This window comes from Streptomyces sp. NPDC093149, from assembly GCF_044754145.1.
Taxonomy (GTDB): Bacteria; Actinomycetota; Actinomycetes; order Streptomycetales; family Streptomycetaceae; genus Streptomyces.
In genome coordinates, this window is record NZ_JBIVON010000015.1 from 51,814 (window position 1) to 76,072 (window position 24,259).

Genomic DNA, 24,259 nt, shown 5'->3' on the forward strand with positions numbered 1-24,259 from the left:
GGACACCTTCCGGAAACCTCCTGCGACGTGGACGAACGGCTCTCGATCCGCTTCGTCGTCACGCTAAGTCGGCTCACGGCGCCCGGCTTTCCCGAGAGCGCACCGGCATCGTTCCGACAGTGCACTCAGGGCGTCGCCCGGTTCACCATGCGCTCCGGGGAGCATCGCGGTGCGGATGCGGGCAAGTCCCCGAGACCCTCGCGGCCCACTACCCCAACGGTCTTCTGTGTGACGGTGGGTCGGCTTCCGGTGGTGTGTGGATTCGTCGCCCGTAGTGGCTGGTGCGGGTCCACTTCTGCCGGGGCAGATGCCCGCACTCCGCGCGTCGGCGACTGATCCGTCCCTGTTCAGGCGTGTGCCAGCAGACGCGACGCCGCCTTCCGGGCCAGGCCGGCGGCGGCAGTGTCACCGAGGCTGACACGGGCGCAGGCGGCACCGTCGGCGAGCATGAGCACGGTGGCCGCGGTCGCCCCGGGATCGGCCTCCTCCGCTTCCTCGGCGAGTCCTCCCAGGTAGTGGAGGATTTCGCGTTTGTGGTCGCGGATGGCGACACGCACGGGGTGGTCGGGGTCGGGGTATTCGGCGGCGACGTTCACCAGATCACTGCCGCGGTAGGCGGGGTCGGCGAACTCCTCGGCCAGCAGGTCGAAGATCGCAAGGAGCCGGTCCTCGGGCGTCCCCGCGGCTGCGGCAGTTGCGCGCAGGCGCGCGCACCACGCGTCGTTGCGCCGGCGCAGAACAGCGGCGACGAGTTCGTCCTTGGAGCGGAAGTGCTGGTACAGGGTCGATTTGGCCACTCCGGAGGCGCGCCAGATCTCATTGATACCCACGGCGCGCACGCCGCAGCGGGTGAAGAGGTCGGCCGCCGCCGTGACGATCCTGGCGCGGGTGGTCTCAGAAGCGGTCATCGGCACCTCCGGCGAAGGGCGGGAATGGGGAAGGCCCCACCGCCGTTGTCATCGAACAGACTAGTCGGTTCGATTGGGAGGCTCTACCCATGATCGACCTTGATGTGTTCAGCGATCTGATCTGCCCCTGGTGCTACATCGGCGGGCGCCGGCTGCGACGGGCCGTCGACATCGTGACGGAACGCACCGGTCAGGAGTTCCGCATCCGTCACCACGCCTTCGAGCTCAACCCGGCGATGCCGAAGGCCGGTGTGGACCGGCGTACCTATCGCAGTGAGAAGTTCGGCAGCTGGGAGCGTTCGCAGCGGCTGGATGCCGGGACAGTGCCGGTCGGCCGGGACGAGGGCATCGTCTTCGATTACGAGGCGATCACCAGGACACCGAACACCCGGGCCGGACACCGGCTGATCGCGCTGGCCGAGCAGAGCGCACAGCCGGGTGCGGCCATGGCCGACCGCCTGCTCGTGGCCTACTTCTCCGAGGGGCAGGACATCGGCGATGTGGACGTGCTGGCCCGGATCGGCAAGGAGATGGGGCTCGGCGACGACGTGGCCACACGGCTGACGGACCCCGCGCTGGAGACGGCCGTGGCGAAGGACGAGCAACTGGCCGAACACATCGGCCTTCGCGGAGTGCCGCTGCTGATCATCGGCGACAAGGCGATCAACGGCGCCGTCGGCACCGACACGCTCGTGGAGATCCTTCGGCGTCATGCCACCCGGGTGCCGGACGGCGCCGTGTGCGAGAACGGAGTGTGCTCGCTGTGACCACCGTGCCGGACATCGAGTCAGTGGGGGTCGTCGGCGGTTCGCTGGGGGGCCTGTTCCAGGCGGTCGCGCTCACCGAGCTGGGACTGGACGTCACCGTCTGGGAGCGGTCCTCCGGCCGCCCCGACGACCGCGGGGCGGGGATCGTGCTCCAGCCGAGCGTTGCCTGGTTCCTCGACATGTTCTGCGGCGTCGACCCCGACCGGATCAGCGTGCCCGTCACGCACCGGCAGTTCTTCAGCCGGGACGGGCGAAGCCATCACACGCTCATGCGGCAACAGATGATCTCCTGGGGTGCGCTCTACACATCCCTGCGGGACCGCCTCGACCCCGCGCGCTACCACGACGGGAAGCAAGTGACGGCGCTCGCACCCAGGCCCGACGGTGTGGACGTCCACCTCGGTGACACCGTCCACTCCGTGGACCTCGCAGTCATCGCCGACGGCTCCGCCTCCCGCCATCGCGGGCTCGTCGCACCCGACAGTGCTCCGCGCTACGCCGGGTATGTCGCCTACCGGGGCGTCATCGGCGAGGCCGACCTCTCCGAGGACTTGAGCGCAGTCTTCCGCGACCGTTTCAGCTTCTACGACGGGGACCGCACCCAGTTCCTGTGCTACTTCATCCCGGGCGACTTCGGCACGACCACGCCGGGAAAGCGCCGGATGAACTGGGTGTGGTACGTACGGGCCGACGCGGCCGGCCTGGACCGCATCACCACCGACCGGAACGGCACCGCCCACGGACTCTCCCTGCCCCCGGGGCTGATGGCCCCGCGGGTGCACGACGAACTCCTTGACCGTACGCGGAAGCTGCTTCCCGAGCCCATGCGTGCGCTCGTGGAGCACACCAGGGAGCCGTTCGCGCAGGCGATCCTCGACGGGCGGGTCACCCGGATGCGCAACGACCGGATGCTGCTGACCGGCGACGCGGCCTTTGTCGTCCGGCCGCACACCGCGGCCAGCGCGGAGAAGGCGGCCGCCGACGCCATCACCCTCTTCACCGCCCTGCAGCAGGTTCCGTCCCTTGACGGCGCCCTGCGGGCGTGGGAGAAGAACCGGCTCGCTGAAGGAACGGCCCTCTACCAGCACGGCGTCGGCCTCGGACACCGGCTCGGCCTGGGCGACCCCGCGACGCCCGCCGCCGCTGCCGGACCGACCGGCTGACGGCCGGGTGCCGCAGGCCGTGGGCGTCAGCATCGGCCGGTGGGCCGCAGCCCTGGACGGCCTCGCCGCCACCGCGAACGACCTGTGCGGCGACGCGCCCGGCTGTGTCTGGTGCCGCCCCCCCCCGTTCCGAGGGCATCCTCGACGGCGCTGCCGACCCGGACCAGGCCTCCGGCACCGCACCGAGAGTCGCCCTCACCGTCCCTTGCGCGTGCGGCTGGGCTGATTGAGCCACGGCAAGGGGCTCCTGCGATCAGGGCGAGGTCCGTTCCGAACCGGGCGTGGAAGCCCGTTGGCGTCGGCCGTCACCCAGGTGGGCTTCTGGCAGTGGCGGTCGGCGTTCGCCGGATAGCTCTGCGCGAATCCCGGATGTGCCATTGCACAGTGACATGTCACATGGTTCACTCGCGGGCAATGAGGCCGGCTCGGGAGGTGTCGGATGTCCGTACGGTCGATCAAGGGGCCTTCGCCGCGCCGGCCGACTACCCCTCTGCGCCCATGACCTGACGGCCCGTCCCGCTGTCCCGTATCAGGATCGGACCCCACCATGACCATCACCGACATCCGCACCGTCGATTACCACGCCGGCGGCGAGCCGTTCCGGATCGTCACCGATGTGCCCGAGATCGCGGGTGACACCGTGGCGGACAAGCGTGTGAGCGCGATCTCCGATCCCGGGATCGACGGGTTGCGTGCCCTGTTGTGCTCCGAACCCCGCGGCCACGCCGACATGTACGGCGGGTTCATTGTTCCGCCCAACGACGCGGGTGCCCATTTCGGTGTGCTCTTCTGGCACAAGGACGGCTTCTCGACCGCCTGCGGTCACGGCACCATCGCTCTCGGCGCGTGGGCGGTGCGCAGCGGCCGGGTTCCGATCGATCCCGGCGGGGTCACGGAGGTGGTGATCGACGTGCCCTCGGGGCGGGTCCGCGCCCGTGTGGCCACCGACGGCGACCGGGTCGTCAGCGTCGACTTCGTCAGTGTTGCCAGCTACGTCCTGCACGACGAGGTGGCGGTCCCGACCTCGCGCGGGGAGGTCCGGTGCGGGATCAGTTTCGGCGGCGCCATCTATGCTCACGTCCCGGCCGCAGCGGTCGGCCTCGACGTGAGTGTGGTCTCGCTCACCGCGCTGATCGAGCTGAGTCGCGAGATCAAGGGCTTCCTCGACCCCTCCGCCTTCGCCGAGCACCCGCTCGACGACAGGCTGAGCGGTATCTACGGCGTCATCTATACCGACGACCAGGGGATCGGTCCGGACGGCAGCCTGCGGCAGCGCAATGTCACCGTGTTCGCCGACGGCGAGGTCGACCGTTCGCCCTGCGGGTCGGGTACCTGCTCGCGGGTTGCCGCGCTGCATTCCACCGGCCGGCTCAAGCCCGGCCAAGTGCTCGCGCACAGCTCGATCACCGAGGCGACCTGGCTTGCGCGGGTGGAAAGGACCACGCACGAGGCAGGCCGGGAGGCCGTGGTGCCGGTGGTCACCGGCCGGGCCTACCAGACCGGCGAGCACCGGTTCATCGTCGACCCCGACGACGACATGGTGCCGGGTTTCGTGATTCGGTGACGGAGCGTCACAAGGCTGGCTCTCCATGACAGTTGGTTTCGCTGCTCGGCGTCACGGCTCATCCGGTGCTGCCGAATACGGGGCCGGGCGCCAACCAGGCCGTTGAGTACGGGACGGCGCCGGCCGACACCACCGGGCCCGTCACCGGAACCGGCCCCCGCCGCGGGTGTCACCCGGCGCTGATCCGAGCCTTCGGCACCGTACACGCCGTTCTGCGCGGCACAGCCGTCGAGCGATCCAGCGGCAGCCCGGCACGACGAGCCGAACCGTCGAACGGTACGCGGACGCCCCCGGGCCGGGAGACCTCCCGGCTGAACGCATTCGGGTGCACGCCGGCACCTGGCCGACGCCGGGTCCGCAGCGATGGTGACGGCAATGGCCTTCGCATCGCTGATGCGGAGGAGGTCGATGGTCAGGAGCGTTTGTTGAGATTCTTGGCTTCGGTGAGGATGCGGCCTCGTTCCATGAATCCGACGCCGCGATCTCTGAGGATCTTGTCGACGTGGTGTTGCTTGCTGCCGGTTCGGAGCCGGTGCGCGGCTTCAGCCACCAGATCATCCTGCCGGGTTGTCGAGGCCGCCGCGCCGCGGTCGTGTGTGGGGCGTGGGGTGTGAGCCCTGCCCACCGTCGGCGCCGGACCCGTTCCCGACCGGGAAACGATGGCCGCTCGGAAGGGCCGGATCCGAAGGGAGATACGGACGCCGAATCGTGCGGCTGTCAGGAGCGTGCCGAGCGACCAGCAAGTCAGGAGAATGCCGATGAACTTCAGGACGTCCAGGGCGAGAGGGCCGGTGTAGGTCTTCTCGTCCCCGATCGAGCCCAGCGGTGCCAGGAGGAGACAAACACCTGCGACCACACGCCAGTTCCGCCGCCAGAACGTCTGCGGTCGGCCCGTTTCAGGGTTTCGAGCCGCTATGGGCACGGTGGATGCGGAGGTGCGGTGGATGCTGCGTGCCGTGTCGTTGAGCGGCGTCATCGTGCCGTCCAGACGGTACGTGAAAAGCGCGATGTCCCGCTCCTGGGCGTAGGCCACGGCGGTGCGGGCGTAGTCGCTGCCGGTGAAGAAGATCAGCTGTGCGGTCGATCCCTGGGGGCGCGCCCCCACGAAACGTTGCAGTTCCGGACGCCCGACCTGGGTGGCCTGGTATTTGACCTGTCCCAGTGCGCCGGCCGCGTGGACATCGATGCCGGAGTCCGGGCCTCCGGGGTGTGCGGTGGCATCGGAATAGCCCCAGTGGCGCATCCAGCGGGCTGCGTTGTGTTCGGCCTGCTGCCACGACGAAATCTGCATCGGCCGAGGAGGCACAGCCCTGCGCGGTATCTCGGCCACGTTCTCCCTTGACGTACTCGCTTCCAGCTCGGCAGGTCACTGCGCAAGGCAGAGCAGAACGCACACTTCGCAGAGGAGTATCAGGTCGGCGCCGAGCTGCCCCATGGTACGCGGTGTCGTGGTGACGGCAGTAGCGGGAAGCGGTGCCCGACCAGCGGGAACTGCCCAACCGCAGCTTGCCCCACCGCAGCCTGCAGGAACGGGCCTCCCAGGAGAGCCGGGTGGACAGCGGAGGCATGTCCTCTGGCTCGGGTCAGCCGTTGCGCGCCGGTCGTCACACGACCGTCCGATCGGGACCGCCGTCCGATCCGCAGCCTCCTCGATCGACACAACAGCGGCTCCTCACCGCACCCATGCCGAAATCGACCAAAAGACCAAAAGACCAAAAGATGTGAGCGTGCCGAACCGTGTGGCACCTTCCACCCGTGAAAGTAGACGAACGCTGGTATTCACGAGATCCGCTCCCCACCCCTCCCCACCCGCAAGGAGTGAGCTGACATGACCCAGCTGCTCCCGACAGGCGGTCGCGACGTCCGCGACGCTCGTCTCCACGCCACATGCCGAAGCGCCCGGCGGACCACGGCCATCAGCCTCCGGCGACGGCGTCGCAGTCGCGACCCGCACTCTTCGCCGCTCCCCTCGCCCCGCGTTCCGCCCCCAGGTCCACCCTCCGGCCCTCGCGCCTCCAAAGAAGAGCAGAAGCCCATGTTTGCGACCAACTCGACCATCACGAGTCCGCTGCCCCCGCGAGGCTGCCGCCGCGAGGCGCTGCTCACTCTGCCGGCGCAGGAAGCACATGTCTCCGCCGCCCGTCACTTCGCGGCGGACCTGCTGGAGAACTGGAGCATCCCCCAGAACGAGCGGGACTCCGCCGTCCTCATCGTCGACGAACTCGCCGCCAATGCCGCCCGGTACGGCCACGAGTACATGACGGTGCAGCTGGCCGTCGACCACCACACGCTGCACATCGTGGTCGTCGACTCCGGAACCGCCACAGAGCGCCCCCACCATGACGTCGCCCCGGACGAACACGGCCGCGGCAACGGCATCGTCGAGTTCCTCGCACAATCGACCGAGGTTCATCAAGCTCTGGACGGCCGCGAAGTCCACGCTTGCCTTCAGTGCTCGGCATGACCGAACCCAGTGAGGCTTCGGTTACTACGTCGGCGTGCCGCTCACGTATCACCGCGACGATCCGCAGGTCATGACCATGATCCAGCGGTTGCTTTCCATAGACCCCTGGCCATGCGGCCCAGGGGTCGTTGCCGCCGGGGGCTAGAAGGCGAAACGTTCGATGCGATACGCCCCCGGCGACGGCCTCCCCGCTGATTCGATTCCGGCCGTCAGGCTGCGCGGGCGGCCCGGACACGGCTGGTCGCGTGGAACCGGTCGCCGCGCGTTGGTGAGGCCGAGGGTGAGCAGCCGCGGCACGTCGCTTTCGCGCGGGCTCAGCTCGTCCGGCCCGCACTGTTCCTCGGGGCCGACGCTTGGGCGCGACCCGCGTGCGTCGAGCAGTGGCCGGGCGGGCGCCGGCCCGAGCGCGGCACAGTCGCTGCGAGCGTCGCTGACGGCCCGCAGCAGGTCGTCCGGGTGGGGTCACCTTGAGTGGAAATCCGCAGCGCCTGGGTGACCTGCGCATCTCGTGGAACGTCGTCAGGTGATCACGCGGCCGGGGCGGTGTCAGTGCCCCGGTGGCGGCCAGACCGTCCATGCCGTGCGTCCGGATGTCGACCGGGGCGACATCGGGTGTGGTCTCGGCGGCCCGCCCGCTATCTGAGCACGTACCGTGATGTTCGAGGTGGATTCGGTGAGCCACGCCGGTGCCCGCAGCGTGAGATCGGCGTCGTCGCCGAGCGGAACCCGGTGATCACGACGGTCTCCCCACCGCGGCGGCGGCCGGCGCGCGACCTGCGCGAGCCGGCCGGCCTCCTCCCTCGGCACACACCAACGCCGCCGCGTCGCACGTGACCGAGGGCACCGTCAGCGGCCATGTCATCCAGGTAGCCGCCAGGCCCGGAGCGGGGCGCCGAACGCGCCGAAGCCGCGCAGCATCGCCCTCCGCGCGGGGCTCGGTGGCGATGTGCGCCGACGGGGGCCATCGACGCAGGCCACGTGGTACCGGCGCCGGTCGAGGCCTCACGCCGGGATGGTGAGGAGCTTCTGGCCGTTTCCGGCGTAGATGTCGAAGTGACTGATCGTTCCCGGGGACATGGGCACCGTCCCGGAAACCATGGCGCCGCCCGGATACGTGCCCGCCTGCCAGGTGGCGGCGGTCGCCGCGTCGCCCGTGACCCCGACCGCTTGCAGCCTGCACGTGATCCCGGGGGGTGCTCCCTTGGCCGAGACCTGCAGGGCGCTGCCCCAGGCGGCGGGCGAGACCTTCACCGAGGCGGACACGCCTGTGGCGGGGTCGCTTGCGGACAAGGTGCGGGACGGGGCCGGTGTCGTCGCGGCGGGCTGTGCCACCTGGCTGCTCGTGGACGCGACGGTGGCCAGCCACGTGCCGCCCGACGCTGCCGCCGCGACGAACGTCATGGCCGCGGCGACCGCAGCCAGTTGTCTCCGCCAGACGGTGCGACGCCGGGACGCGGCCTGCTGGAGCAACCGGTCGAGCCGGCTTCGCTGCGGTACGGCAGCGGTCGCGGGCTGCGGCTGCGCGGTTGCGGCGGCCCGTCGCACGAGCCGGTCGGCCAGTTCCTCGCTTGCTGCGGGCGCAGCCTCGACCTCGGCCTCGCTGACCTTCGCGAGCAGCGCGGTCAACCCCGCCAGTTCGGCATGCTCGGCCCGGCACTCGTCGCATTCCGCAAGGTGGACGCGTACCTGTTCCATTTCCGCCGGGGACAGTGTGCCCAGCACGTACCCGCCGAGGGAGAACCGGATGGTGTCACGGTCGGCATTCATGTTCCGCACCTCCTCCGCGCCGGTGTCACGGCTCGATGCCCCGTTCCTGCAGCGCCAGCCGCAGCGCCTTCAAGGCGTAGTACGTCCGCGACTTCGCGGTGCCTACCGGAATGTCGAGCGCCTTCGCCGCTTCGACCATCGTCCGGCCCCTGTAGTACGTCTCCAGCAGCACGGCCCGGTGCTCCGGGGACAGGGTCCGGATGGCGTCGGCCACCGCCCAGCTTTGCAGCGCCTGCTCGATCTCGTCTTCCCCGGGCGTCCGCTCCGCGACCCGCTCCAGCGCCTCGCCACCGACCTCGGTCGGCCTGGCCCGGCGGGCCCGGTGGGCGTCGACGACCAGATGCCGGGCAACCGTGCACAGCCATGCCCGCGCCGGACCGCGTTCGGGATCGAACGCCGCAGGGTGCTGCCAGGCCCGCAGCAGTGTCTCCTGCACGACATCCTCGGCCCATTGCCAGTCCCCTGAGGTCAGTCGCAGGACGAAGTGGAACAACGGCCCGGCATGCTCGGCGTACAGCGTGCGGAGCAGTTCCTCGTCCGCGCGGGAAATGGTCCCCGTATCAGAGACACGATTCCCGGAGCGGTCCGGTTCACTCGTCGAACCGCGCTTCGGAAGGCGCCACGGCATAGCGCGATCATTGCATATTCGGCAAATCTTGCAAATCTCGCAAAAGGTGCTTACGTACCGAACCGTGCGACCCTCGGCGCCCGTGGAACCGGACAAGCACGGATCCCCAAGGATCCTTTCCTCCATTCCACAGGAGTGAGCCGAGATGACCGAGATGGTTCCGCTGCCCCTCGGGGCCTCCCCACCGCGCGGCCCCGGCGCCACCTTCCGTTACACGTTCACCGGAGCCGGAGCCGGAGCCGGAGCCGGCGCCGATGCCTGCTTCTGCTCCATCCGTCCCGTCGTGACAGCGACCGTAGGGGTGACCCCATGAACCAGTACTCGGACGAGCACGGCGAGGCGCCGGGCGCCGTCCTCGATCATTCGGCCGGCGACCACGGCATGACAAGAATCGCCTCCGCGAGGCGTCCGGCCTTCGCGATGCGCCTGGCCATCGCTGCCGCACTCGCCGGGAGCGGCTACATCCATGCCCAGCTCTACCTGGCCGGATACCGCTTCATCCACGTCGTCGGCGACCTGTTCCTGCTGCAGGCGAGTGCCGCCTTCGCGGTCGCCGCCCTGGTGCTGTTCGCGGCACCGGTGCTGGTCAGGGTTGCGGCTGCCGGCGTCGCGCTCGGTGCTCTCGCCGGGTTCACCGCCTCCCGCACGATCGGTGTGTTCGGGTTCACCGAACGCGGTCTGCAGCCTGCCCCCCAAGCCCTGCTCAGCGTCCTGCTGGAGACCGGCACCCTGCTGATCCTCGCGGTCTGGCAGGCCGTTGCGGCGGCCCGTCGTCCCGTAGCCCCCAAGGGCCCGTAGATCTCGACGAAGGGCTCCTCGGCCGTCGGGGCCGAGGGCCCTGACCGGTCCAGCCCGGCGAACGGGCCGATCGCGCCTCCGGCGCGCATGACGCCATCGGTGCGGGCATCGGCTGAGGCAGCAGGTCCACGGTCGGGTCGAAGTGCAGTGCCCGTCCGCCTTTGCCTGCGGTCCATCAGGACACCGCGGAAATTCTCCTGACTCCAGGCGTACTGCGAAGGGCTGTCCCGTAATCCCTGGCGGGCACGCGACGACAGCTACGGCACCTCGCCGCGTTGTCGGAACGTCCACATACATCCGGTACGCGGACGCCCCTCCGCCTTGCGATGCACCGCATCCGACGCCGCGCGCTGCTCCACCGCGGATTGCGGGACAGCTCTTACCCGCTACCCGCCGTCACGGTGAAACAACGAAGACTTCGCTGTGGCATTCGATTTGCTGAATGGAATCCACTGCCCGCCCACCTAAAGTGACCCACCGGGTCACGTCCCTCCGAATACCTCTGCCGGGGATGTAACCCGGTCGCCTATCTGCCTGAAACAGGCCGATCGCGGATCGGTCTTGAATCACACCCGCCCGTGCGGCGGGGAATGCGTAGAAGGAACGATGGCCATGAATGCAAAATTCTCTGTGCTGGTCCGGCGGTCGCGCACGTGCGTGGCCGCTGTCGCCGTAGCCGGAGCACTGGGGCTGCTCAGTGCGTGCGGCGGATCGTCATCCAAACCAGCAGGAGCACTGAGTCCCGGCACTGGCCAGACCCTGCCCGGAACGCCCGGTGCCTCCGGAACGGGCGGTGTGGTCAGCCCGCCACCCGTCACGCCCTCGACCTCACCCACCGCCGGCCAATCGTCCGCTCCGGCCTCCGCCAACGCGGTGACGATCAAGAACTTTGCTTTCTCCCCGGCCAAACTGACGGTCAAGGCGGGCACGAAGGTGACCTGGACCAACAACGACCCCGACACCCACACCGTCACCAGCAAACAAGGATCGGGCGGGCCGCTGAAGTCGGCAGGCCTGGCCACCAATGCCACCTACAGCTACACCTTCACCAAACCCGGCACCTACGCCTATTACTGCAGCATCCACCCGTTCATGACCGCCACCGTGGAGGTGACCCCATGACCGAACCCACACGCGACTCCGACGGCGAGCACGGTATGAGCCGCCGTCAGCTCATGCGGCACTCCGCCTGGTTCGGTGGTGCCGTCATCCTGACAGTCACCGGGGGAGAGGTGATCAGCCATATCCCCGGTTCGTCGGACCCCACCCCGACGGGCAGCGCAGACCTGCGGTTCGTGCAGGTCTCCGACAGCCACATCGGCTTCCACGGCCCGGCCAACATGGATGTCGCCGGAACGTTCAGCGCAGCGCTCACCCAGGTCAACTCCCTCGGGTTCCGTCCCGACTTCGTCATGCACAGCGGCGACCTGACGCACCTTTCCACCCCCGCCCAGTTCGACCAGGTCAAGCAGATGCTGTCGCAGCTGCGCACGGACCGGATCTTCACCGTGCCGGGTGAGCACGACTCGATCGGAGACAACGGACGCGCATACCGACAAGCTTTCGCCAAGAACACCCTCGGTGACGGCTGGTACAGCTTCGACACCCATGGCGTGCACTTCATCGCGCTGGTCAACACTCTGCACCTCGAGCAACTCGGCCACCTGGGCAGCGATCAGATCGACTTCGTCCGCAAGGACATCGCCGGCCTGTCATCGGACACCCCGATCGTCGTCTTCAGTCACATCCCGCTGTTCGCGATGTATCCGAAGTGGGGCTGGGGCACCAACGATGCGGTGCAGGTGCTGTCGATGCTGCGCCGTTTCTCCTCAGTCACGTGCCTCAACGGGCACGTCCATCAGCTGTTCACCAAGACCGAGGGCAACATCACCTTCCACTCGGCCGCCCCCACCTGCTACCCGTTTCCCAAACCCGGCCAAGGCCCCGGCCCCATTCCGCAGGTGCTGCCCGCCGGACGACTCAAGGACGCACTCGGCATCCGCACCGTCAACTACCGGCAGGGCAGCCACGCACTGGCGGTCAAGGACGAGAAACTCACATGAGCACCTGGAGTCTGCCCGCCCTCGCACTGCGCTTGGTGCTCGTGGCCACGCTCGCGGCAAGCGGATACATCCACGCCCAGCTCTACATCGACGGATACCGCTTCATCCACGTCATCGGCCCGTTGTTCCTGCTGCAGGCCGGCGCAGCCTTCGCAGTTGCCGCACTTCTCCTGTTGGCGGCACCCCTGGTGCTCCGAATCGCCGCCGCCGCTATCGCCATTGGCGCGCTCGCCGGGTTCGCCACATCCCGCACCATCGGGCTGTTCGGATTCACCGAACGCGGTCTGCAGCCCGCCCCGCAGGCGCTGCTCAGCCTCATCGCCGAGACGCTCACCCTGCTGACGGTCGTGGCCTGGCAGGTGTTCGAGGTCCGGCGACACCGGCGCACCCGGCCGCACCATGACGTGACCGGCCGAGTGCGGCTCGACCACCGCACCACGACACCGGACAGATGAATCGGACCCCGATGCGCCTCCCACGCGGCTGACGCCGGTCGGCGCGGCGGCCCACCCGCCGGCCGACAAGTGGCAGGCCGGGCATCGAAGGGGGAGCGTGGAGGGGAAAGCGTGCGCCTCATGCGCCGACCGCGTGACCGCGCGAACGGTAAAAATCTTCTGAGGCGCACACCTTTCTGAAGAGCGCGCCTGCTGATTACCGGGCTCGAATTTTCGTGTGCGGGCCACGGGATGCGCGTGGCGGGCCGGCGTGATCTCATTATTCCGAGGAGCGGTGTAACGGTTCGCGACGCCGACACAATAGGTAGTCACCAGCCGGACCGATGCGCGATTCGACCGTCTGTGTCGATCTGAAATCAGAGCGGTTATCGGGGTCTTGCTTTTCGAGCGACGGGCGGACACATCGATCCCAGGGCACCCCGTCGAGGGTCGAGTGCCCTTCGCCACACTTCGCCACTCCACCTGTAGGAATGTCCCGAATATTTCGATCAGAAACGGGGCCTGCGCATGGGATGGCTCACCTTCGGCTACTTCATATCGTATGTTCCGTACGCCATGCTGGTGAAGGCACTGGCCAGCGGAGTGACTCCGCTGTCGGGGAAGCCGGTCAGCGGCTTTGAGCTGCTGCCCGCAGCCGTCCTCGGACAGCTCGTGGTGATGCCTGTCTTCGTAGCCCTGTCGGGTTGGTGGCGGTATATGCGGCGGGGTGGGATCGGGGGGCGTCGGATTCCAGTGGCGGGTCGGGAAACGTTGGCATCCGGACTCTTCGCTTCGCTCATCATCGGCACCACCACGATGAACTACACCTTTTCCGGCGTCTCGATCCTCTTCATGCTGTTGTTGATGCGCGGGGGAGTCCTGATCGTTTCCCCGTTGGTCGACAAGGCGCGCAAGCGGCGGGTGACGGCATCTTCCTGGGTGGGGTTGTGCCTCAGCCTGATCGCGGTTTCAGTGGCACTCGGTGATGTGAACAGCTACCACCTCACGCTGGCCGCCGTGCTGAGCGTCCTGATCTATCTCGTCGGCTACATGGGCCGGTTCGAAATCATGAGCCGAGTGGCCAAGTCGGGGGTTCTCGCAACAGACCGCCGCTTCTTCGTGGAGGAGCATGTCGCCGCACCGGTTTGGCTGGCTCTGCTGCTGGCGGCAGGGGCACTGGCCGGACAGGCGCAATTGCGTGCGGGCTTCACCACATTCCTCGGCACCCCTGTCGCGTTGGCGGCGGCGGGCATCGGTGTGGCGTACGAGGTGCTGTTCGTCTTCGCTTCGCTGATCTACCTCGACCGGCGCGAGTACACCTGGGGCGTGCCGGCATGGGCGTTCGCCAGCCTGATGTCCGGTCTGGTCGCCTCCTTCTCGCTGGCGTGGACGGCCGGGCTCCAGGCTCCGGGGAACGCCCAGCTCCTCGCGCTCGTCTTCGGCGTCGGCGCGGCGGCGGCGCTGTCCTACCCGTCGGCCGTCACCTGGTGGCGGGTACGCGCCACCGGGGCGGTGTGCCGCGTGCTGTTCGTCTGCGGCGGGAACACCTCGCGCTCGCCCATGGCCGAGGTCATCGCGTGGGCCCAGGCCGCGGAGGCGGGAGTCGCGGACGCCTTCCGGTTCTCCAGCGCGGGTGTTGCGACGACGCGGCCCGGGGCCCCGATGGCTCCCGACGCCCGGTCCGCGCTCGCTGGGCTCGGACTGGGCCGAGCGCGGGGCCGGGGGAATCCCGGGCTTCACCGAGCACGTCCGGTCACCCCTGAGCTCTGCCGGGACAGCTCCGTCATCTACTGCATGACCCGGGCCCATCGCCACGGCGTGATCGCCATGGCCCCCGAAGCCGAGGGCCGCACCCTGTGTCTGGACCCGCGCTGTGACATCCCCAATCCGGAGGGGCAGTCCCCGGAGATGTACAGCCGGTGCGCCCTGCACATCCAGCGGTCCGTCCGCGTCCGCCTGGGCGAACTCCTTCGCTCCGACCTCCTCGCGACGTACCGTCGGGCCGCGACCCCAGGACGTGGCAGGTGGTCGCGGTGATCGGCAGCATCCCGGAGGCGTCGGCGGACGTCCTGCGCGAGGCGTTCGACCGCGGTGACCGGCCCACGCCTGATCACGCCGACCGGCCGCCGTCGCTGGACGACGGCGTCGGACGCCGTGCCCGCGCCGTCGGGTCGGGAACACTGCCGGCCAAGGGGGAATCCGCCGCGGACGCCGCCGCCGCACGGACCCGCTTCCGCGACAACCTGCGCTTCCACGGCCCGCCAACCGTCGGCTACGCGGATGTCCTGCGCCTGTGGCCGGGCATCGACTCCGACCATCCCCTCGTGTGCACCGCAGCCGTCACTCGGTTCGCCCTGCCGCGGGCCCCTCTGAAGGAGCACGTCCGATGGAGCGGCTGACGCGCGGGTGCGATGCCCCCGTCACACAGCGGGCTCACATAGTCGCAGTGGTCGCCCGGCCCGAGGATCTCACCACGCCGTGCCTGCGAGGCCTCGCGGGGGTGGCCGACGCGCTGGAGGTGCGTGCCGACCTCGTCGGCGACCCCGATCCGCACCGGCTGCGCCGACACTTCACCGGGCCAGTGACCTACAGCCTGCGCTCACCGCGCCACGGCGGTTGCTCGGCTGTCGGCCCCGTCGAACGCCGCACCCGCCTCCTCCGCGCGGCGGACCACTATGACGTGGTCGATCTGGAGGCCGTGGACGACCTGGTCCCGGAACTGCTGGCGGGCATCCCCGCCAGGCAGCGACGCGTGTCCTGGCACCAGCCGGAACCCGCACGCCCCGAGCGGAGCGCCGACCGCGGGGCCGGCGTGCTGGAGGCATCCGCGGAACTGCGGGAGCGGTTCGCCGCGATGGCCACCACACCTGCGCTGCTGTACCTCCTCGTGCCGCAGCCGGGAGCCCAGTACGGCGCCGCCTCGCCGCTGCTGCTCACCGGGCTCGGGCGCTCCGACGTGACGACGTTCGCGTCCGGCCCGGCCGGCACCTGGACCAGGGTGCTGGCGCCGTGGCTGGGCGCGCCCCTCGCCTTCGGCCGGGCCGGTACCCCGGGGGCAGACGGAATGCCCAGCGTGGGCCAGCTCGTGACCGACTACGGACTGCCCGCTCTGCCACCGCTCAGCGCCCTGTTCGGCATCGCCGGCCATGCCCCGGGACGCTCGCTGTCACCCCGGCTGCACAATGCGGCATTGCGGGAGCTGCGGCTGCCCGCGCTCTACCTGCCCTTCCAGGTGGACACGTTCCCCCGGTTCTGGCACTGCGCCAACGACTTCGGGGCGCTGGCCCGGCTGCCGCTGCTCGGGCTGACCGTCACCGCTCCCCACAAGCAGAGCGCGGTCGAAGCAGCCGACATCGTCGGCCCGCAGGCGCTGCGGTGCGGCGCGGCCAACGTCCTGTGGCACGACGCCGGGCGCTGGCGGGCGGGCACCACCGACACCGCCGCTGCCCTGCACATCCTTGCCCGAGCCGGGGTCGATCCCAGCGGCCGCAGGGCCGCCGTCATCGGTTGCGGCAGCACCGGGCAGGCCGTCGCGCTGGCCCTGCTCCAGGCCGGAGCGCGGGTGACCCTGGTCAACCGGAGGCACGCGCGCGGCCGGGAGGCCTCCTCGCGCCTCGGGGCTCCCTATGTACCGCTCTCCCGGTTCTCCCCGGCAGGACACGCTGTGCTCGTCCATGCCACGCCCCTGGCGGAAAGGCAACCTTTTCCGGTTTCCGCCGTCGACCCGGACGCGGCGGTGGTGGAAATGGTCTACCGCGACCCTCCGACCGCGCTCATGAACGCCACCCGCGCCCGCGGGCTGATCGGCATCGACGGCAGGGACGTCCTGCTCGTCGAAGTGAGCGCACAATTCCGCCTGTTGACAGGCCATCCGCTCCCCGACGCGCTGCCGATGCGCTCCCTCTGCTTCAGCCAGGTCGAGCGCGTCGACGCCCCCGACCTCACCGAACCCGAGGATGCGCCCCCGGCACAGTCCCGAATGCGACCCACGAGCGGAGAGGCATCATGACGCCCCGTTCGGCCTCCCGTGACGGACCGATCGCACCTCGGCCGCCGGACCTCACCGATGTCTCGGCCCTGCTGGGCGACTGGGTCAACACCGACCAGGGCAGTTCGAAGGGCCCCCTCCGGCTGAATGTGACATGGCACGAGAACGGGCCGAACGGGCTGTTCGTCAGGGCCTTCGGGACCGGCGGCCCGCAGCCGCGAGACTGGGGTGAGGTGTCGGCGGTCGTGTACACCGCGCCAGGAACCCCATCGACCGCCTGGTCGTTCTCGGCGATCTACTACTTCGGCTGTCTGCGCACTGTCCTGTGCGCCTACCACAAGACGGGCATCCTGGTGGCCACCACGAGCAGCATCTTCAGCGGTGGCAGCGGTGGCAGCGGTGGCAGCGAGGGGGCCGACCACTGGGCCCGCTCGTTCTTCCACAGGGCGGTGGGGCGGACATGACGGCACGGACGGTCGATGCGGCGCCGCTGGCAGGTGGCTGGGTCAACTTCGACACCACCGCCACCGGTATCCACCTGGTCGATGCCGCGGTCGACGGCAGCCGGCTCATGCTGCGGATCACCGAGCGCGGCGACGCGCACCCGTCACAAGAGGCATTCGTGCCGCCGGTGACGCCCGTCACCGGCGCCATCCTGCCCGCCGTCCCGCTGGCCGACGACATGGACGCCTCCGAGGCCGTGGCCTTCCTCGCCGAAGGTCCGCTCGGCTCCCGCCAGGTCATCCTCTGCGGCTACCTCAACCGCGGCCTGCTGACCATCGATGTCCATATCGTTCACGCCGTCGGTCCGCAGATACCGAACGTGATGTACCGCGCCCACTTCTACCGTTCGGAAGGGGCCGTCCTCTCATGACCGACGACCCGGGCCACGGTCCGGCCCGCGATCCGGTGGCCAGGGGCGACCGGGTCGTTCTCGACGCCGTGGCGAAGCTTGCCGCGGACAACTTCGCCCCCCGAGCCGAGGAGTACGACCGCAGGGCCGTCTTCCCCGCCGAGGACTTCGACGATCTGTTCTCCGGCGGGTTCCTGGCCGCCCCCGTGCCGCGGGAGCACGGCGGCCTGGGCTACGGCCCCCAGCAGCGCAACACCCTGCCCCTGTGGGAGATGACCACCACGCTGGCCAAGGCCGATCTGTCACTGGCCCGCTGCTGGGAGGGGCACGCCAACGCGCTCGTCCTCATCGACGCCCTGGCCGGCCCGGAGCAGAAGCGGCACTGGTTCACCGGCGTGGTCGAACACGGAGAGAAATGGGCCGCCTGGAGCGGCGAACCCCAGGCCCCCAAGCCGGGCGAGAGCGGTGGCTTCGGCACCGTGCTGACACCCGTCCGCAGCGGCTGGACCCTCCGTGGCAGCAAGGCGTTCGCCACCAGCGCCACCGGAGCCCAGTGGGCGATCCTGCTCGTCGATCCGGCCGGCCCCGGCGGAGCCCGGCACAGCCGAGAGCCCCAAGGGAAACTCCTGCTGCTCGCCTGCGACCTGTCCGATCCGACTGTGGCCGTGGACAGTTCGTGGTGGGACCCGATCGGCATGCGCGCGACGGTCAGCCATGTGGTGCGGTTCCACGACACCTTCGTACCGCGCGAGCATCTCATCGGCCGCCCTGGCGGCTACTTCGAAGGGCACTGGCAGACCGCATTCATCCCGCACTACGCTGCCAGCTTCCTCGGTGGCGCTCTGGCCGCGAACGAATACGGGCTCGCGTATCTGCTGCGGCAGGGCAAGGGCGGTGATCCCCATGTGCAGCAGCGGGTGGGCAGCATGGCGGTCAACATCGACACCGCCCGCCTCTGGTTGCGCTACGTCGCCGGCCTGTGGGACGAAGGCAGGGTCGAGGAGGCGCGCATCGCCGGCAGCAGGGCCTGGCATGTGATCGAGCACGTGGCGGAAGAGACGGTGCACCACGTCATCCGCGCGTGCGGTGCCCGCAGCCTGATCCGCCCGAGCCCCGTGGAGCGGATCCTGCGCGACCTGACCTTCTACGAGCTCCACGACAACGACGACGACGTCCTGGCGACCATCGGGCAGGCCGTGCTCGGCGAGCAGCACGACCCGTCGTTCCACAGACCATGACTCCGAACCCTCGAGCCAGGCGGGCCGTCCTTCACCCGGGTCGGCATGCCGCTCCCATCGGCCGTCCGGTCCAACCGCTCTCCTTGTTCCGCGTACCTGCTGGCGCGCCGACTGGACCCGGACGGGACGCTTCGGACGTACTGGCGGGATCGGCCCGTAATGCCTGGAGAACCTGTTGAGAAACCCTCGCCCAGCGACCGCCCCGGACGCCGCCGACGCCATGCTTGCCACGGTGCGCATCGGTTGCTCCGGTGGCACAAGGACGACGATCGGCGTGAGCCCGCAGCCCGCACCGGCGGCGGCCGCAGCCGTCCGCACCGATCCTCGCCCTGTCTCCGGGCCGTCGGTCCGTACCACCGGTACTCCCCGAGCCGCGCTCGGTACCACCTGGAGTGCCGTCCAGCTTCAGGGCGGCAGGATCGAGAGCGGGGGCGGCTGATCACGTGGACGCTCTCGCTCACCCTGCGAACCACCGACGGCGCTACGGCGTCCTGTGGATGCTTCTGCCCGTGGCGGTCATGGTCGGTCTCTACTGGTACGGCCGGGTACACACCCCCTCCTACGAGAACAGCCTCTTCGGGCAGCGCGGCGACGACGCCAGACTGCTCAAGGCCCAACTCGGCTCCGCACTGCTGGGCCTGGCGCTGATTCAGCTACTTCTCGCCCTCTGGATGTACGGCCGCCTGCCCGGACTGCGCACCGCACCGCACCGGGTCAACACGACGCACCGCCTCATCGGTCTGACCGCCTTCCTGCTCTCCCTCCCCATCGCTCGGCACTGCATCACCACCTACGGCGTCCAGCTGACCGATACTCGCCTGGCGCTGCACTCGCTCGCCGGCTGCTTCCTCTACGGGGCCTTCGTCGCCAAGGTCATCGTGGTCCGCCACCGCCGCTGGCCCGGCTGGACGCTCCCTCTAGCCGGAGGCACCCTCGTCACCGCGATCGCCCTGATCTGGTACGCCGCCGCCCTCTGGTACCTGAACGGCTTCCAGGTCCCCGGCCTGTGAGCAGAGCGCGAGACGTCTCTCCCGACGGCCGACGGCGGCCCCGGCCGGACCGACAGCATCGCGGTGAGCGACAACGACGGAACGACGGACGGCCGGGCCCGTCCGGCACCTGACCGGGCTGGCCCGGCCGTTCCCCGTGCTCAGGAGCTGGACGCCCTGGGCCGTGTCCTCGAACTGCCGTCCGCCGAACGACGTCGGTTCGAAGGCATGTTCTGAGCCGTTCGGGTGTACGTCGGCCAGGTGCCAATGCGACGTAATCGGTCGACCGTGCGACAGCTCATACCAGAGCGGGACGGATGGCGGGCAAGTTCGACAACTGCCCGTCGCGCATACGTGATTGACGACTACCGTGTGTGCCCGGTGATCAACGGTGGGCTCATCACTGCCGAGCCCGCCCGACCGATGAACCGAGCCTGACCGACCACCGTAGGTGCCACCACATGAACGCCGATTCCTGGTGCCCCACGTACCGAGGACGCTGATGTCTCAACTTCGCGCGCCCGAAGCGCGACCGGAACGCCGAGAGGGCGGACGGCACGGCCGACCCGGTGCCCGTTCCCATTCGGCCACGGCCAGGCCGCGTGCCGCCCAGCCATCCCCCGAGGCGCGTATACGCCCCCAGCTCCTGCGCGCCGCGGTGCTGCCGACCGTCGCCGCCGTGCTGAGCGGCGCCGCAGCGGTCGTCTTCACCGTCCGTTCCACCGGCGTCCGGCCGACCGCGGAGCTGTGGACCGCCCTGGGCGTGGCAAGCGCGCTGGCCCTCGCCGCCGTGCTGTCCGCGTACCTGGCCGCCGACCGCGTCGCGACCACCGTCTTCGGCCGCTGCCTGGCGCTCCGCCGGGCCAGCGCACAGGGCCAGGCCGAACTGCAGCGGGTGGTGGAACAGCTCCGCAACGGCCGGCCCGTGCCCGCACGACGGCCCGCGCGGCCCACCGCTCCCGGCAGCGACGCCTTCGAACTGCTCGCGCAGGAACTCGGCCGCCAGCAGGAGGTCGCCGTGGCCGCTGTCGTGCAGGCGTCCCGGCTCCCCGGTCACACCGGCGAGGAACAGAAGGTCGAGGTCTTCGTCAACCTCGCCCGCCGTCTGCAGTCGCTGGTGCATCGCGAGATCCAGGTGCTCGACCAGCTGGAGCACGAGGTCGAGGACCCCGATCTGCTCAAGGGCCTCTTCCAGGTCGACCACCTCGCCACGCGCATCCGCCGGCACGCCGAGAACCTCGCCGTGCTCGGGGGCGCCGTCTCCCGACGGCAGTGGAGCAACCCGGTGACCGTGACCGAGGTCCTGCGCTCGGCGATCGCCGAGGTCGAGCAGTACCCGCGGGTCAAACTCGTACCCCCGATCGACGGCACACTGCGCGGCCACGCCGTGGCCGATGTGATCCATCTGCTGGCCGAACTGGTGGAGAACGCCACCGTGTTCTCCGCCCCGCACACCCAAGTGCTGCTGCGTGCCCAGCAGGTCACCGCCGGGCTGGCGCTCGAGGTCGAGGACCGGGGCCTCGGCATGCCCGGTGACGAGCAGAAGCGGATGAACGCACTGCTGGCCGACCCCGACCAGGTCAGTGTGGCCCGTCTGCTGCAGGACGGCCGGATCGGCCTGTTCGTCGTCGCGTCGCTCGCCCGGCGGCACGGCATCGCGGTCCGGCTGCAGAGCAACATCTACGGAGGCACACAGGCCGTACTCGTCCTCCCGCAGTGCCTGCTGGGCGCGGACGCGGACGCCCCGGCCGGGAGCGACGCGACTCCGGTCCCGCCACCGGGCCCCGTGCACCGCCCACCCGCCGAGGACGGCCCCGGCAGCCACCGCAGGCCGGAACCGAGCCCGAACCCCGGCCCGGCGCCCGGTCCACAGGCCGGAGCCGACCGGCAGTCCTACGTCCCCGGCCAACCGCTGCGCCTGCACCAGCCACCCCGGCAGGCGCGGCATCAGGCCGAGGCCCCGCCGCTTCCCCTGCGCGCCGAACGCCTCGACCGTCCCACCCCGGCCGAGGCCCGACCCGTGATCCGGCGCACGGACGACGCACCCGCGCCACCCCCCGCCGAGCCCGGTGTCGTACGCGGCACCACGAATCGACCGCAACTCCCCAGGCGCGCCCATCAGGAGCATCTGGTTCCACAGCTCAGAGAGGCACCGGCCGCACGCGTCGAGGGCGAACAGGTCCTGCACGACCCCGGTCTCATGGCGGCCTTCCGGCGGGGCATCGAACTGGCCGAGGCCCGCACCGAGTCCGAGACGGACATCGATCCGGCACCGGACACCCACCACGAACCGGCACCTTCGCAGGCCTGGCGGCCCCAGGTCCCGCTGCCGGTCCGCGGACGGACGGCGACCGTCGCCCCGTACCACCGGGCCCCCGTTCCGGAGTCCGGCGCGGTCCCGGCCACCGACCCTCTCGAAGCGAACACCTCCAAGGAGTAGATGCACCATGTCGACCGATATGTCGTCCGGTCAGGTCCCGGACCTCGACTGGCTGCTGAGCGGACTGATCCAGCGCGTACCGTACACACGCAGCGCCGTCCTGCTCTCCGCCGACGGGCTGGTGAAGTCCCTCCATGGCATGGACGCCGACAGCGCCGATCACATGGCGGCGCTGGCCGCGGGCCTGTACTCACTCGGCCGCAGCGCCGGCGCGCGTTTCGGTGACAGCGGCGACGTACGCCAGGTGGTGGTGGAGCTCGACTCGACACTGCTGTTCGTCTCCACCGCCGGTTCGGGCACCTGCCTCGCCGTACTGGCCGGCCGCGAGGCGGACCCGGCGGTGCTCGGCTATGAGATGACCATGCTGGTCAAGAGCGTCCGGCCCTACCTGATGACTCCGGCGAGACAAGCGGCCGGGGTCCCGAGTCCCACGGGGCTTTGAGGGTGTCGGTCCCACCGGACGGGCCGTTGGTCGACGATGCGGCAGGCCGGCTCATCCGCCCGTACACCGTGAGCAACGGCCGCACCCGTCCGACGACCGTGCTCGACCTGCTCTCCCTGGTGATGGCCACGGGGACCGAGCCGCAGGCGCATCTGGGTCCCGAGCACTCCGTGGCTCTGGGACTGTGCTGCGGTCCCACTTCCGTGGCCGAGATCGCCGCCCATCTACGGCTGCCCGCGGTCGTGACCAAGGTGCTCGTATCCGACCTGGTGGACTGCGGGGCGGTGACCGCGCATCCGCCCGCCTTCCATGACATGCCCACCGACCGATCCCTGCTGGAGGCAGTGCTCGATGGCTTACGACGACAGCTATGACTCCGGCAGCACCTACGGCTCCCGCGGAAGCAGCGGGCCGGGCGGCTCCCAAGGCTTTCCCGTCGCGCTCAAGGTGCTGGTGGCAGGCGGGTTCGGCGTCGGCAAGACGACGTTCGTCGGCGCGGTCAGTGAGATCGCGCCACTGAGCACGGAGGAACTGCTGACCCAGGTCAGCGCGGCGACCGACAGTCTCGACGGCATCGAGTCCAAGAGCTCCACCACCGTGGCGATGGACTTCGGCCGCATCACGCTCGACGAGCAGCATGTCCTCTATCTGTTCGGTACCCCCGGCCAGGAACGCTTCTGGTTCATGTGGGACGAGCTCTCCCAGGGCGCGCTCGGAGCGGTGGTGATCGCGGACACCCGCAGGCTCGCGGAGTGCTTCGCCGCCGTCGACTTCTTCGAGCGGCGCGGCATCGGCTTCATCGTCGCGGTGAACGAGTTCGACGGCGCCTTCCGCTACGCGCCCGAGGAGGTGCGGGCCGCACTCGATCTCGGGGCGGACGTGCCCGTCGTGCTCTGCGACGCCCGGATCGCCAGCTCCGGCACCGGGGCACTGGTCACGCTGGTCCAGCACCTGATCAACGCCACCTCCGCACCGGCCTCGATGTCCGCCTTCGGAGCCCACCGTTGATCCGGCACGTCGCCGAGCGGCTGCTGCTCACGCCCGTCGACGGCGACGCCCTCGCCCGTACGCGGCGGCTTCGGACCCTGGGCCTCGGGGAACGTGCCGACGCCTCCTTCGACAACTTCGACGCCTTCGCCGACCGGGTGGCCGAAGTGACCGAAGTGCCCTTCTCGATGGTCAACTTCATCGACGGGAACCGGCAGTTCTTCGCCGGACTGCACACCCCGGGCGGCGCGGACAAGGGCTCCGGCCTGGGTGCGACGGCCGCGGCCAGTGGCCGCGGGGCCCGGTACGTGGCCCTGGACCGCGGCTACTGCCCGCATGTCGTCGCACGGCGCAAGGCGCTCGTCCTGGAGGACGTCTGCGACTACCCGAGGTTCGCCGGGAATCCGGTGGTCGACGAAATAGGCATCCGCTCCTACCTCGGCGCGCCCCTCATCGACCGCACGGGCGTCGCACTGGGCGCCGTCTGTGCGGTCGACACCGTGCCCCGGTCGTGGGGAAGGGCGGGGCTGGACACGATCAAGTCCCTGGCGCAGGAACTTGTCGGGCACATCGATCAGCGAGAGGGCAACAGCCTCGGTATCTGAGACGCGGGCCGGGGCTGCCCGGTGCGCGAGCCGACGCCGGCCACGAGAGGCGTTCGGGAATGGCACGACATCGGTCCCGCCGGAGCACCGGAGTCGGCGTGGCATCGACCACGGCCTGCCCTCGACCGGCCCCGGTTCTCGCCCGCCCCAGGGCCCGCCCG

27 protein-coding genes are annotated in these 24,259 nt (G+C 69.9%); 23 read left to right on the top strand and 4 right to left on the bottom strand.

Annotated elements, in window-relative coordinates; all coding sequences use genetic code 11:
* Positions 1 to 347 precede the first annotated feature (347 nt).
* Positions 348 to 908, bottom strand: a complete 561-nt coding sequence (locus ACIQCZ_RS33630) for a TetR/AcrR family transcriptional regulator (protein WP_402288159.1) — start codon at positions 906 to 908, stop codon at positions 348 to 350.
* Positions 909 to 997: 89 nt separating this feature from the next.
* Between ACIQCZ_RS33630 and ACIQCZ_RS33635 the strand changes: the two genes are divergently transcribed.
* From ACIQCZ_RS33635 to ACIQCZ_RS33645, 3 genes are all read left to right on the top strand, one after another.
* Entirely contained in the window at positions 998 to 1,675 is a 678-nt protein-coding gene (locus ACIQCZ_RS33635; protein WP_402288162.1) for a DsbA family oxidoreductase, read from the top strand.
* On the top strand, positions 1,672 to 2,838 hold the full coding sequence (locus tag ACIQCZ_RS33640; protein ID WP_402288165.1) for a hypothetical protein: 1,167 nt from the start codon (positions 1,672 to 1,674) through the stop codon (positions 2,836 to 2,838). The genes ACIQCZ_RS33635 and ACIQCZ_RS33640 overlap by 4 nt, the downstream gene beginning before the upstream one ends.
* A 547-nt stretch (positions 2,839 to 3,385) precedes the next feature.
* Positions 3,386 to 4,402, top strand: coding sequence for a proline racemase family protein (locus tag ACIQCZ_RS33645; RefSeq protein WP_402288167.1), 1,017 nt, complete (start codon positions 3,386 to 3,388; stop codon positions 4,400 to 4,402).
* 412 nt (positions 4,403 to 4,814) lie between these two features.
* Here the strand turns inward: ACIQCZ_RS33645 and ACIQCZ_RS33650 are convergent, their stop codons facing one another.
* The gene (locus ACIQCZ_RS33650; RefSeq protein WP_402288170.1) at positions 4,815 to 5,693 is read right to left on the bottom strand and encodes a restriction endonuclease; all 879 of its coding nucleotides are present in this window, start codon (positions 5,691 to 5,693) and stop codon (positions 4,815 to 4,817) included.
* A 744-nt stretch (positions 5,694 to 6,437) separates the two neighbouring features.
* Between ACIQCZ_RS33650 and ACIQCZ_RS33655 the strand changes: the two genes are divergently transcribed.
* The gene (locus tag ACIQCZ_RS33655; protein ID WP_402288173.1) at positions 6,438 to 6,866 is read left to right on the top strand and encodes an ATP-binding protein; all 429 of its coding nucleotides are present in this window, start codon (positions 6,438 to 6,440) and stop codon (positions 6,864 to 6,866) included.
* Between the two features lie 1,002 nt (positions 6,867 to 7,868).
* Here the strand turns inward: ACIQCZ_RS33655 and ACIQCZ_RS33660 are convergent.
* Both ACIQCZ_RS33660 and ACIQCZ_RS33665 read right to left on the bottom strand, forming a co-directional pair.
* Positions 7,869 to 8,633: an anti-sigma factor family protein gene (locus ACIQCZ_RS33660; protein WP_402288176.1), complete on the bottom strand. Its 765-nt coding sequence runs from the start codon at positions 8,631 to 8,633 to the stop codon at positions 7,869 to 7,871.
* 25 nt (positions 8,634 to 8,658) lie between these two features.
* The gene (locus tag ACIQCZ_RS33665; protein ID WP_402288178.1) at positions 8,659 to 9,261 is read right to left on the bottom strand and encodes a sigma-70 family RNA polymerase sigma factor; all 603 of its coding nucleotides are present in this window, start codon (positions 9,259 to 9,261) and stop codon (positions 8,659 to 8,661) included.
* Positions 9,262 to 9,406: 145 nt separating this feature from the next.
* On the opposite strand from ACIQCZ_RS33665, the gene ACIQCZ_RS33670 reads away from it, so the two are divergent.
* The 19 genes from ACIQCZ_RS33670 to ACIQCZ_RS33760 all read left to right on the top strand — a co-directional run bounded on the left by ACIQCZ_RS33670 (position 9,407) and on the right by ACIQCZ_RS33760 (position 24,098).
* Positions 9,407 to 9,574 carry a hypothetical protein gene (locus ACIQCZ_RS33670; protein ID WP_402288181.1) on the top strand — a complete coding sequence of 56 codons (168 nt, stop codon included), beginning with the start codon at positions 9,407 to 9,409 and terminating at the stop codon, positions 9,572 to 9,574.
* Positions 9,571 to 10,059 (top strand): hypothetical protein, encoded by a 489-nt coding sequence (locus ACIQCZ_RS33675; RefSeq protein WP_402288183.1) that lies wholly within the window; start codon positions 9,571 to 9,573, stop codon positions 10,057 to 10,059. The genes ACIQCZ_RS33670 and ACIQCZ_RS33675 overlap by 4 nt, the downstream gene beginning before the upstream one ends.
* A 606-nt stretch (positions 10,060 to 10,665) precedes the next feature.
* Positions 10,666 to 11,181: a cupredoxin family copper-binding protein gene (locus tag ACIQCZ_RS33680; protein WP_402288186.1), complete on the top strand. Its 516-nt coding sequence runs from the start codon at positions 10,666 to 10,668 to the stop codon at positions 11,179 to 11,181.
* Positions 11,178 to 12,122, top strand: a complete 945-nt coding sequence (locus tag ACIQCZ_RS33685; protein ID WP_402288188.1) for a metallophosphoesterase family protein — start codon at positions 11,178 to 11,180, stop codon at positions 12,120 to 12,122. Before ACIQCZ_RS33680 ends, ACIQCZ_RS33685 begins: the two co-directional genes overlap by 4 nt.
* Positions 12,119 to 12,577, top strand: a complete 459-nt coding sequence (locus ACIQCZ_RS33690) for a hypothetical protein (RefSeq protein ID WP_402288190.1) — start codon at positions 12,119 to 12,121, stop codon at positions 12,575 to 12,577. Before ACIQCZ_RS33685 ends, ACIQCZ_RS33690 begins: the two co-directional genes overlap by 4 nt.
* Before the next feature lie 507 nt (positions 12,578 to 13,084).
* The gene (locus ACIQCZ_RS33695; protein WP_402288192.1) at positions 13,085 to 14,593 is read left to right on the top strand and encodes a hypothetical protein; all 1,509 of its coding nucleotides are present in this window, start codon (positions 13,085 to 13,087) and stop codon (positions 14,591 to 14,593) included.
* Positions 14,590 to 14,955 carry a hypothetical protein gene (locus tag ACIQCZ_RS33700; protein ID WP_402288194.1) on the top strand — a complete coding sequence of 122 codons (366 nt, stop codon included), beginning with the start codon at positions 14,590 to 14,592 and terminating at the stop codon, positions 14,953 to 14,955. The genes ACIQCZ_RS33695 and ACIQCZ_RS33700 overlap by 4 nt, the downstream gene beginning before the upstream one ends.
* On the top strand, positions 14,943 to 16,565 hold the full coding sequence (locus ACIQCZ_RS33705) for a hypothetical protein (RefSeq protein WP_402288197.1): 1,623 nt from the start codon (positions 14,943 to 14,945) through the stop codon (positions 16,563 to 16,565). Before ACIQCZ_RS33700 ends, ACIQCZ_RS33705 begins: the two co-directional genes overlap by 13 nt.
* Entirely contained in the window at positions 16,562 to 17,008 is a 447-nt protein-coding gene (locus ACIQCZ_RS33710) for a hypothetical protein (protein WP_402288199.1), read from the top strand. The genes ACIQCZ_RS33705 and ACIQCZ_RS33710 overlap by 4 nt, the downstream gene beginning before the upstream one ends.
* Positions 17,005 to 17,418, top strand: a complete 414-nt coding sequence (locus ACIQCZ_RS33715; protein WP_402288200.1) for a hypothetical protein — start codon at positions 17,005 to 17,007, stop codon at positions 17,416 to 17,418. The genes ACIQCZ_RS33710 and ACIQCZ_RS33715 overlap by 4 nt, the downstream gene beginning before the upstream one ends.
* Positions 17,415 to 18,635 carry an acyl-CoA dehydrogenase family protein gene (locus tag ACIQCZ_RS33720; protein ID WP_402288202.1) on the top strand — a complete coding sequence of 407 codons (1,221 nt, stop codon included), beginning with the start codon at positions 17,415 to 17,417 and terminating at the stop codon, positions 18,633 to 18,635. Before ACIQCZ_RS33715 ends, ACIQCZ_RS33720 begins: the two co-directional genes overlap by 4 nt.
* A gap of 274 nt (positions 18,636 to 18,909) precedes the next feature.
* A complete protein-coding gene (locus ACIQCZ_RS33725) occupies positions 18,910 to 19,074 on the top strand; it encodes a hypothetical protein (protein WP_402288204.1) in 165 nt (54 codons plus the stop codon).
* A 58-nt stretch (positions 19,075 to 19,132) separates the two neighbouring features.
* Positions 19,133 to 19,645 carry a DUF6529 family protein gene (locus tag ACIQCZ_RS33730; RefSeq protein WP_402288373.1) on the top strand — a complete coding sequence of 171 codons (513 nt, stop codon included), beginning with the start codon at positions 19,133 to 19,135 and terminating at the stop codon, positions 19,643 to 19,645.
* A gap of 63 nt (positions 19,646 to 19,708) precedes the next feature.
* On the top strand, positions 19,709 to 19,861 hold the full coding sequence (locus ACIQCZ_RS33735) for a hypothetical protein (protein ID WP_402288207.1): 153 nt from the start codon (positions 19,709 to 19,711) through the stop codon (positions 19,859 to 19,861).
* A gap of 265 nt (positions 19,862 to 20,126) precedes the next feature.
* The gene (locus ACIQCZ_RS33740; protein ID WP_402288209.1) at positions 20,127 to 22,064 is read left to right on the top strand and encodes a sensor histidine kinase; all 1,938 of its coding nucleotides are present in this window, start codon (positions 20,127 to 20,129) and stop codon (positions 22,062 to 22,064) included.
* Between the two features lie 7 nt (positions 22,065 to 22,071).
* Positions 22,072 to 22,506, top strand: a complete 435-nt coding sequence (locus ACIQCZ_RS33745; RefSeq protein ID WP_402288210.1) for a roadblock/LC7 domain-containing protein — start codon at positions 22,072 to 22,074, stop codon at positions 22,504 to 22,506.
* Between the two features lie 2 nt (positions 22,507 to 22,508).
* The gene (locus ACIQCZ_RS33750; RefSeq protein ID WP_402288213.1) at positions 22,509 to 22,880 is read left to right on the top strand and encodes a DUF742 domain-containing protein; all 372 of its coding nucleotides are present in this window, start codon (positions 22,509 to 22,511) and stop codon (positions 22,878 to 22,880) included.
* Positions 22,858 to 23,514 (top strand): GTP-binding protein, encoded by a 657-nt coding sequence (locus ACIQCZ_RS33755; RefSeq protein ID WP_402288215.1) that lies wholly within the window; start codon positions 22,858 to 22,860, stop codon positions 23,512 to 23,514. The genes ACIQCZ_RS33750 and ACIQCZ_RS33755 overlap by 23 nt, the downstream gene beginning before the upstream one ends.
* Positions 23,511 to 24,098, top strand: a complete 588-nt coding sequence (locus tag ACIQCZ_RS33760; RefSeq protein ID WP_402288218.1) for a GAF domain-containing protein — start codon at positions 23,511 to 23,513, stop codon at positions 24,096 to 24,098. The genes ACIQCZ_RS33755 and ACIQCZ_RS33760 overlap by 4 nt, the downstream gene beginning before the upstream one ends.
* Positions 24,099 to 24,259 lie beyond the last annotated feature (161 nt).

Excerpts from the sequence above, each read along its gene's own strand:
- ACIQCZ_RS33685 (WP_402288188.1), top strand. The coding sequence starts at position 11,178 with ATGACCGAACCCACACGCGACTCCGACGGCGAGCACGGTATGAGCCGC.
- ACIQCZ_RS33660 (WP_402288176.1), bottom strand. The coding sequence starts at position 8,633 with ATGAATGCCGACCGTGACACCATCCGGTTCTCCCTCGGCGGGTACGTG.
- ACIQCZ_RS33630 (WP_402288159.1), bottom strand. The coding sequence starts at position 908 with ATGACCGCTTCTGAGACCACCCGCGCCAGGATCGTCACGGCGGCGGCC.
- ACIQCZ_RS33720 (WP_402288202.1), top strand. The coding sequence starts at position 17,415 with ATGACCGACGACCCGGGCCACGGTCCGGCCCGCGATCCGGTGGCCAGG.
- ACIQCZ_RS33695 (WP_402288192.1), top strand. The coding sequence starts at position 13,085 with ATGGGATGGCTCACCTTCGGCTACTTCATATCGTATGTTCCGTACGCC.
- ACIQCZ_RS33680 (WP_402288186.1), top strand. The coding sequence starts at position 10,666 with ATGGCCATGAATGCAAAATTCTCTGTGCTGGTCCGGCGGTCGCGCACG.
- ACIQCZ_RS33705 (WP_402288197.1), top strand. The coding sequence starts at position 14,943 with ATGGAGCGGCTGACGCGCGGGTGCGATGCCCCCGTCACACAGCGGGCT.
- ACIQCZ_RS33740 (WP_402288209.1), top strand. The coding sequence starts at position 20,127 with ATGTCTCAACTTCGCGCGCCCGAAGCGCGACCGGAACGCCGAGAGGGC.
- ACIQCZ_RS33635 (WP_402288162.1), top strand. The coding sequence starts at position 998 with ATGATCGACCTTGATGTGTTCAGCGATCTGATCTGCCCCTGGTGCTAC.
- ACIQCZ_RS33665 (WP_402288178.1), bottom strand. The coding sequence starts at position 9,261 with ATGCCGTGGCGCCTTCCGAAGCGCGGTTCGACGAGTGAACCGGACCGC.
- ACIQCZ_RS33755 (WP_402288215.1), top strand. The coding sequence starts at position 22,858 with ATGGCTTACGACGACAGCTATGACTCCGGCAGCACCTACGGCTCCCGC.
- ACIQCZ_RS33710 (WP_402288199.1), top strand. The coding sequence starts at position 16,562 with ATGACGCCCCGTTCGGCCTCCCGTGACGGACCGATCGCACCTCGGCCG.
- ACIQCZ_RS33745 (WP_402288210.1), top strand. The coding sequence starts at position 22,072 with ATGTCGACCGATATGTCGTCCGGTCAGGTCCCGGACCTCGACTGGCTG.
- ACIQCZ_RS33730 (WP_402288373.1), top strand. The coding sequence starts at position 19,133 with ATGCTTCTGCCCGTGGCGGTCATGGTCGGTCTCTACTGGTACGGCCGG.
- ACIQCZ_RS33715 (WP_402288200.1), top strand. The coding sequence starts at position 17,005 with ATGACGGCACGGACGGTCGATGCGGCGCCGCTGGCAGGTGGCTGGGTC.
- ACIQCZ_RS33670 (WP_402288181.1), top strand. The coding sequence starts at position 9,407 with ATGACCGAGATGGTTCCGCTGCCCCTCGGGGCCTCCCCACCGCGCGGC.
- ACIQCZ_RS33655 (WP_402288173.1), top strand. The coding sequence starts at position 6,438 with ATGTTTGCGACCAACTCGACCATCACGAGTCCGCTGCCCCCGCGAGGC.
- ACIQCZ_RS33675 (WP_402288183.1), top strand. The coding sequence starts at position 9,571 with ATGAACCAGTACTCGGACGAGCACGGCGAGGCGCCGGGCGCCGTCCTC.
- ACIQCZ_RS33650 (WP_402288170.1), bottom strand. The coding sequence starts at position 5,693 with ATGCAGATTTCGTCGTGGCAGCAGGCCGAACACAACGCAGCCCGCTGG.
- ACIQCZ_RS33690 (WP_402288190.1), top strand. The coding sequence starts at position 12,119 with ATGAGCACCTGGAGTCTGCCCGCCCTCGCACTGCGCTTGGTGCTCGTG.
- ACIQCZ_RS33645 (WP_402288167.1), top strand. The coding sequence starts at position 3,386 with ATGACCATCACCGACATCCGCACCGTCGATTACCACGCCGGCGGCGAG.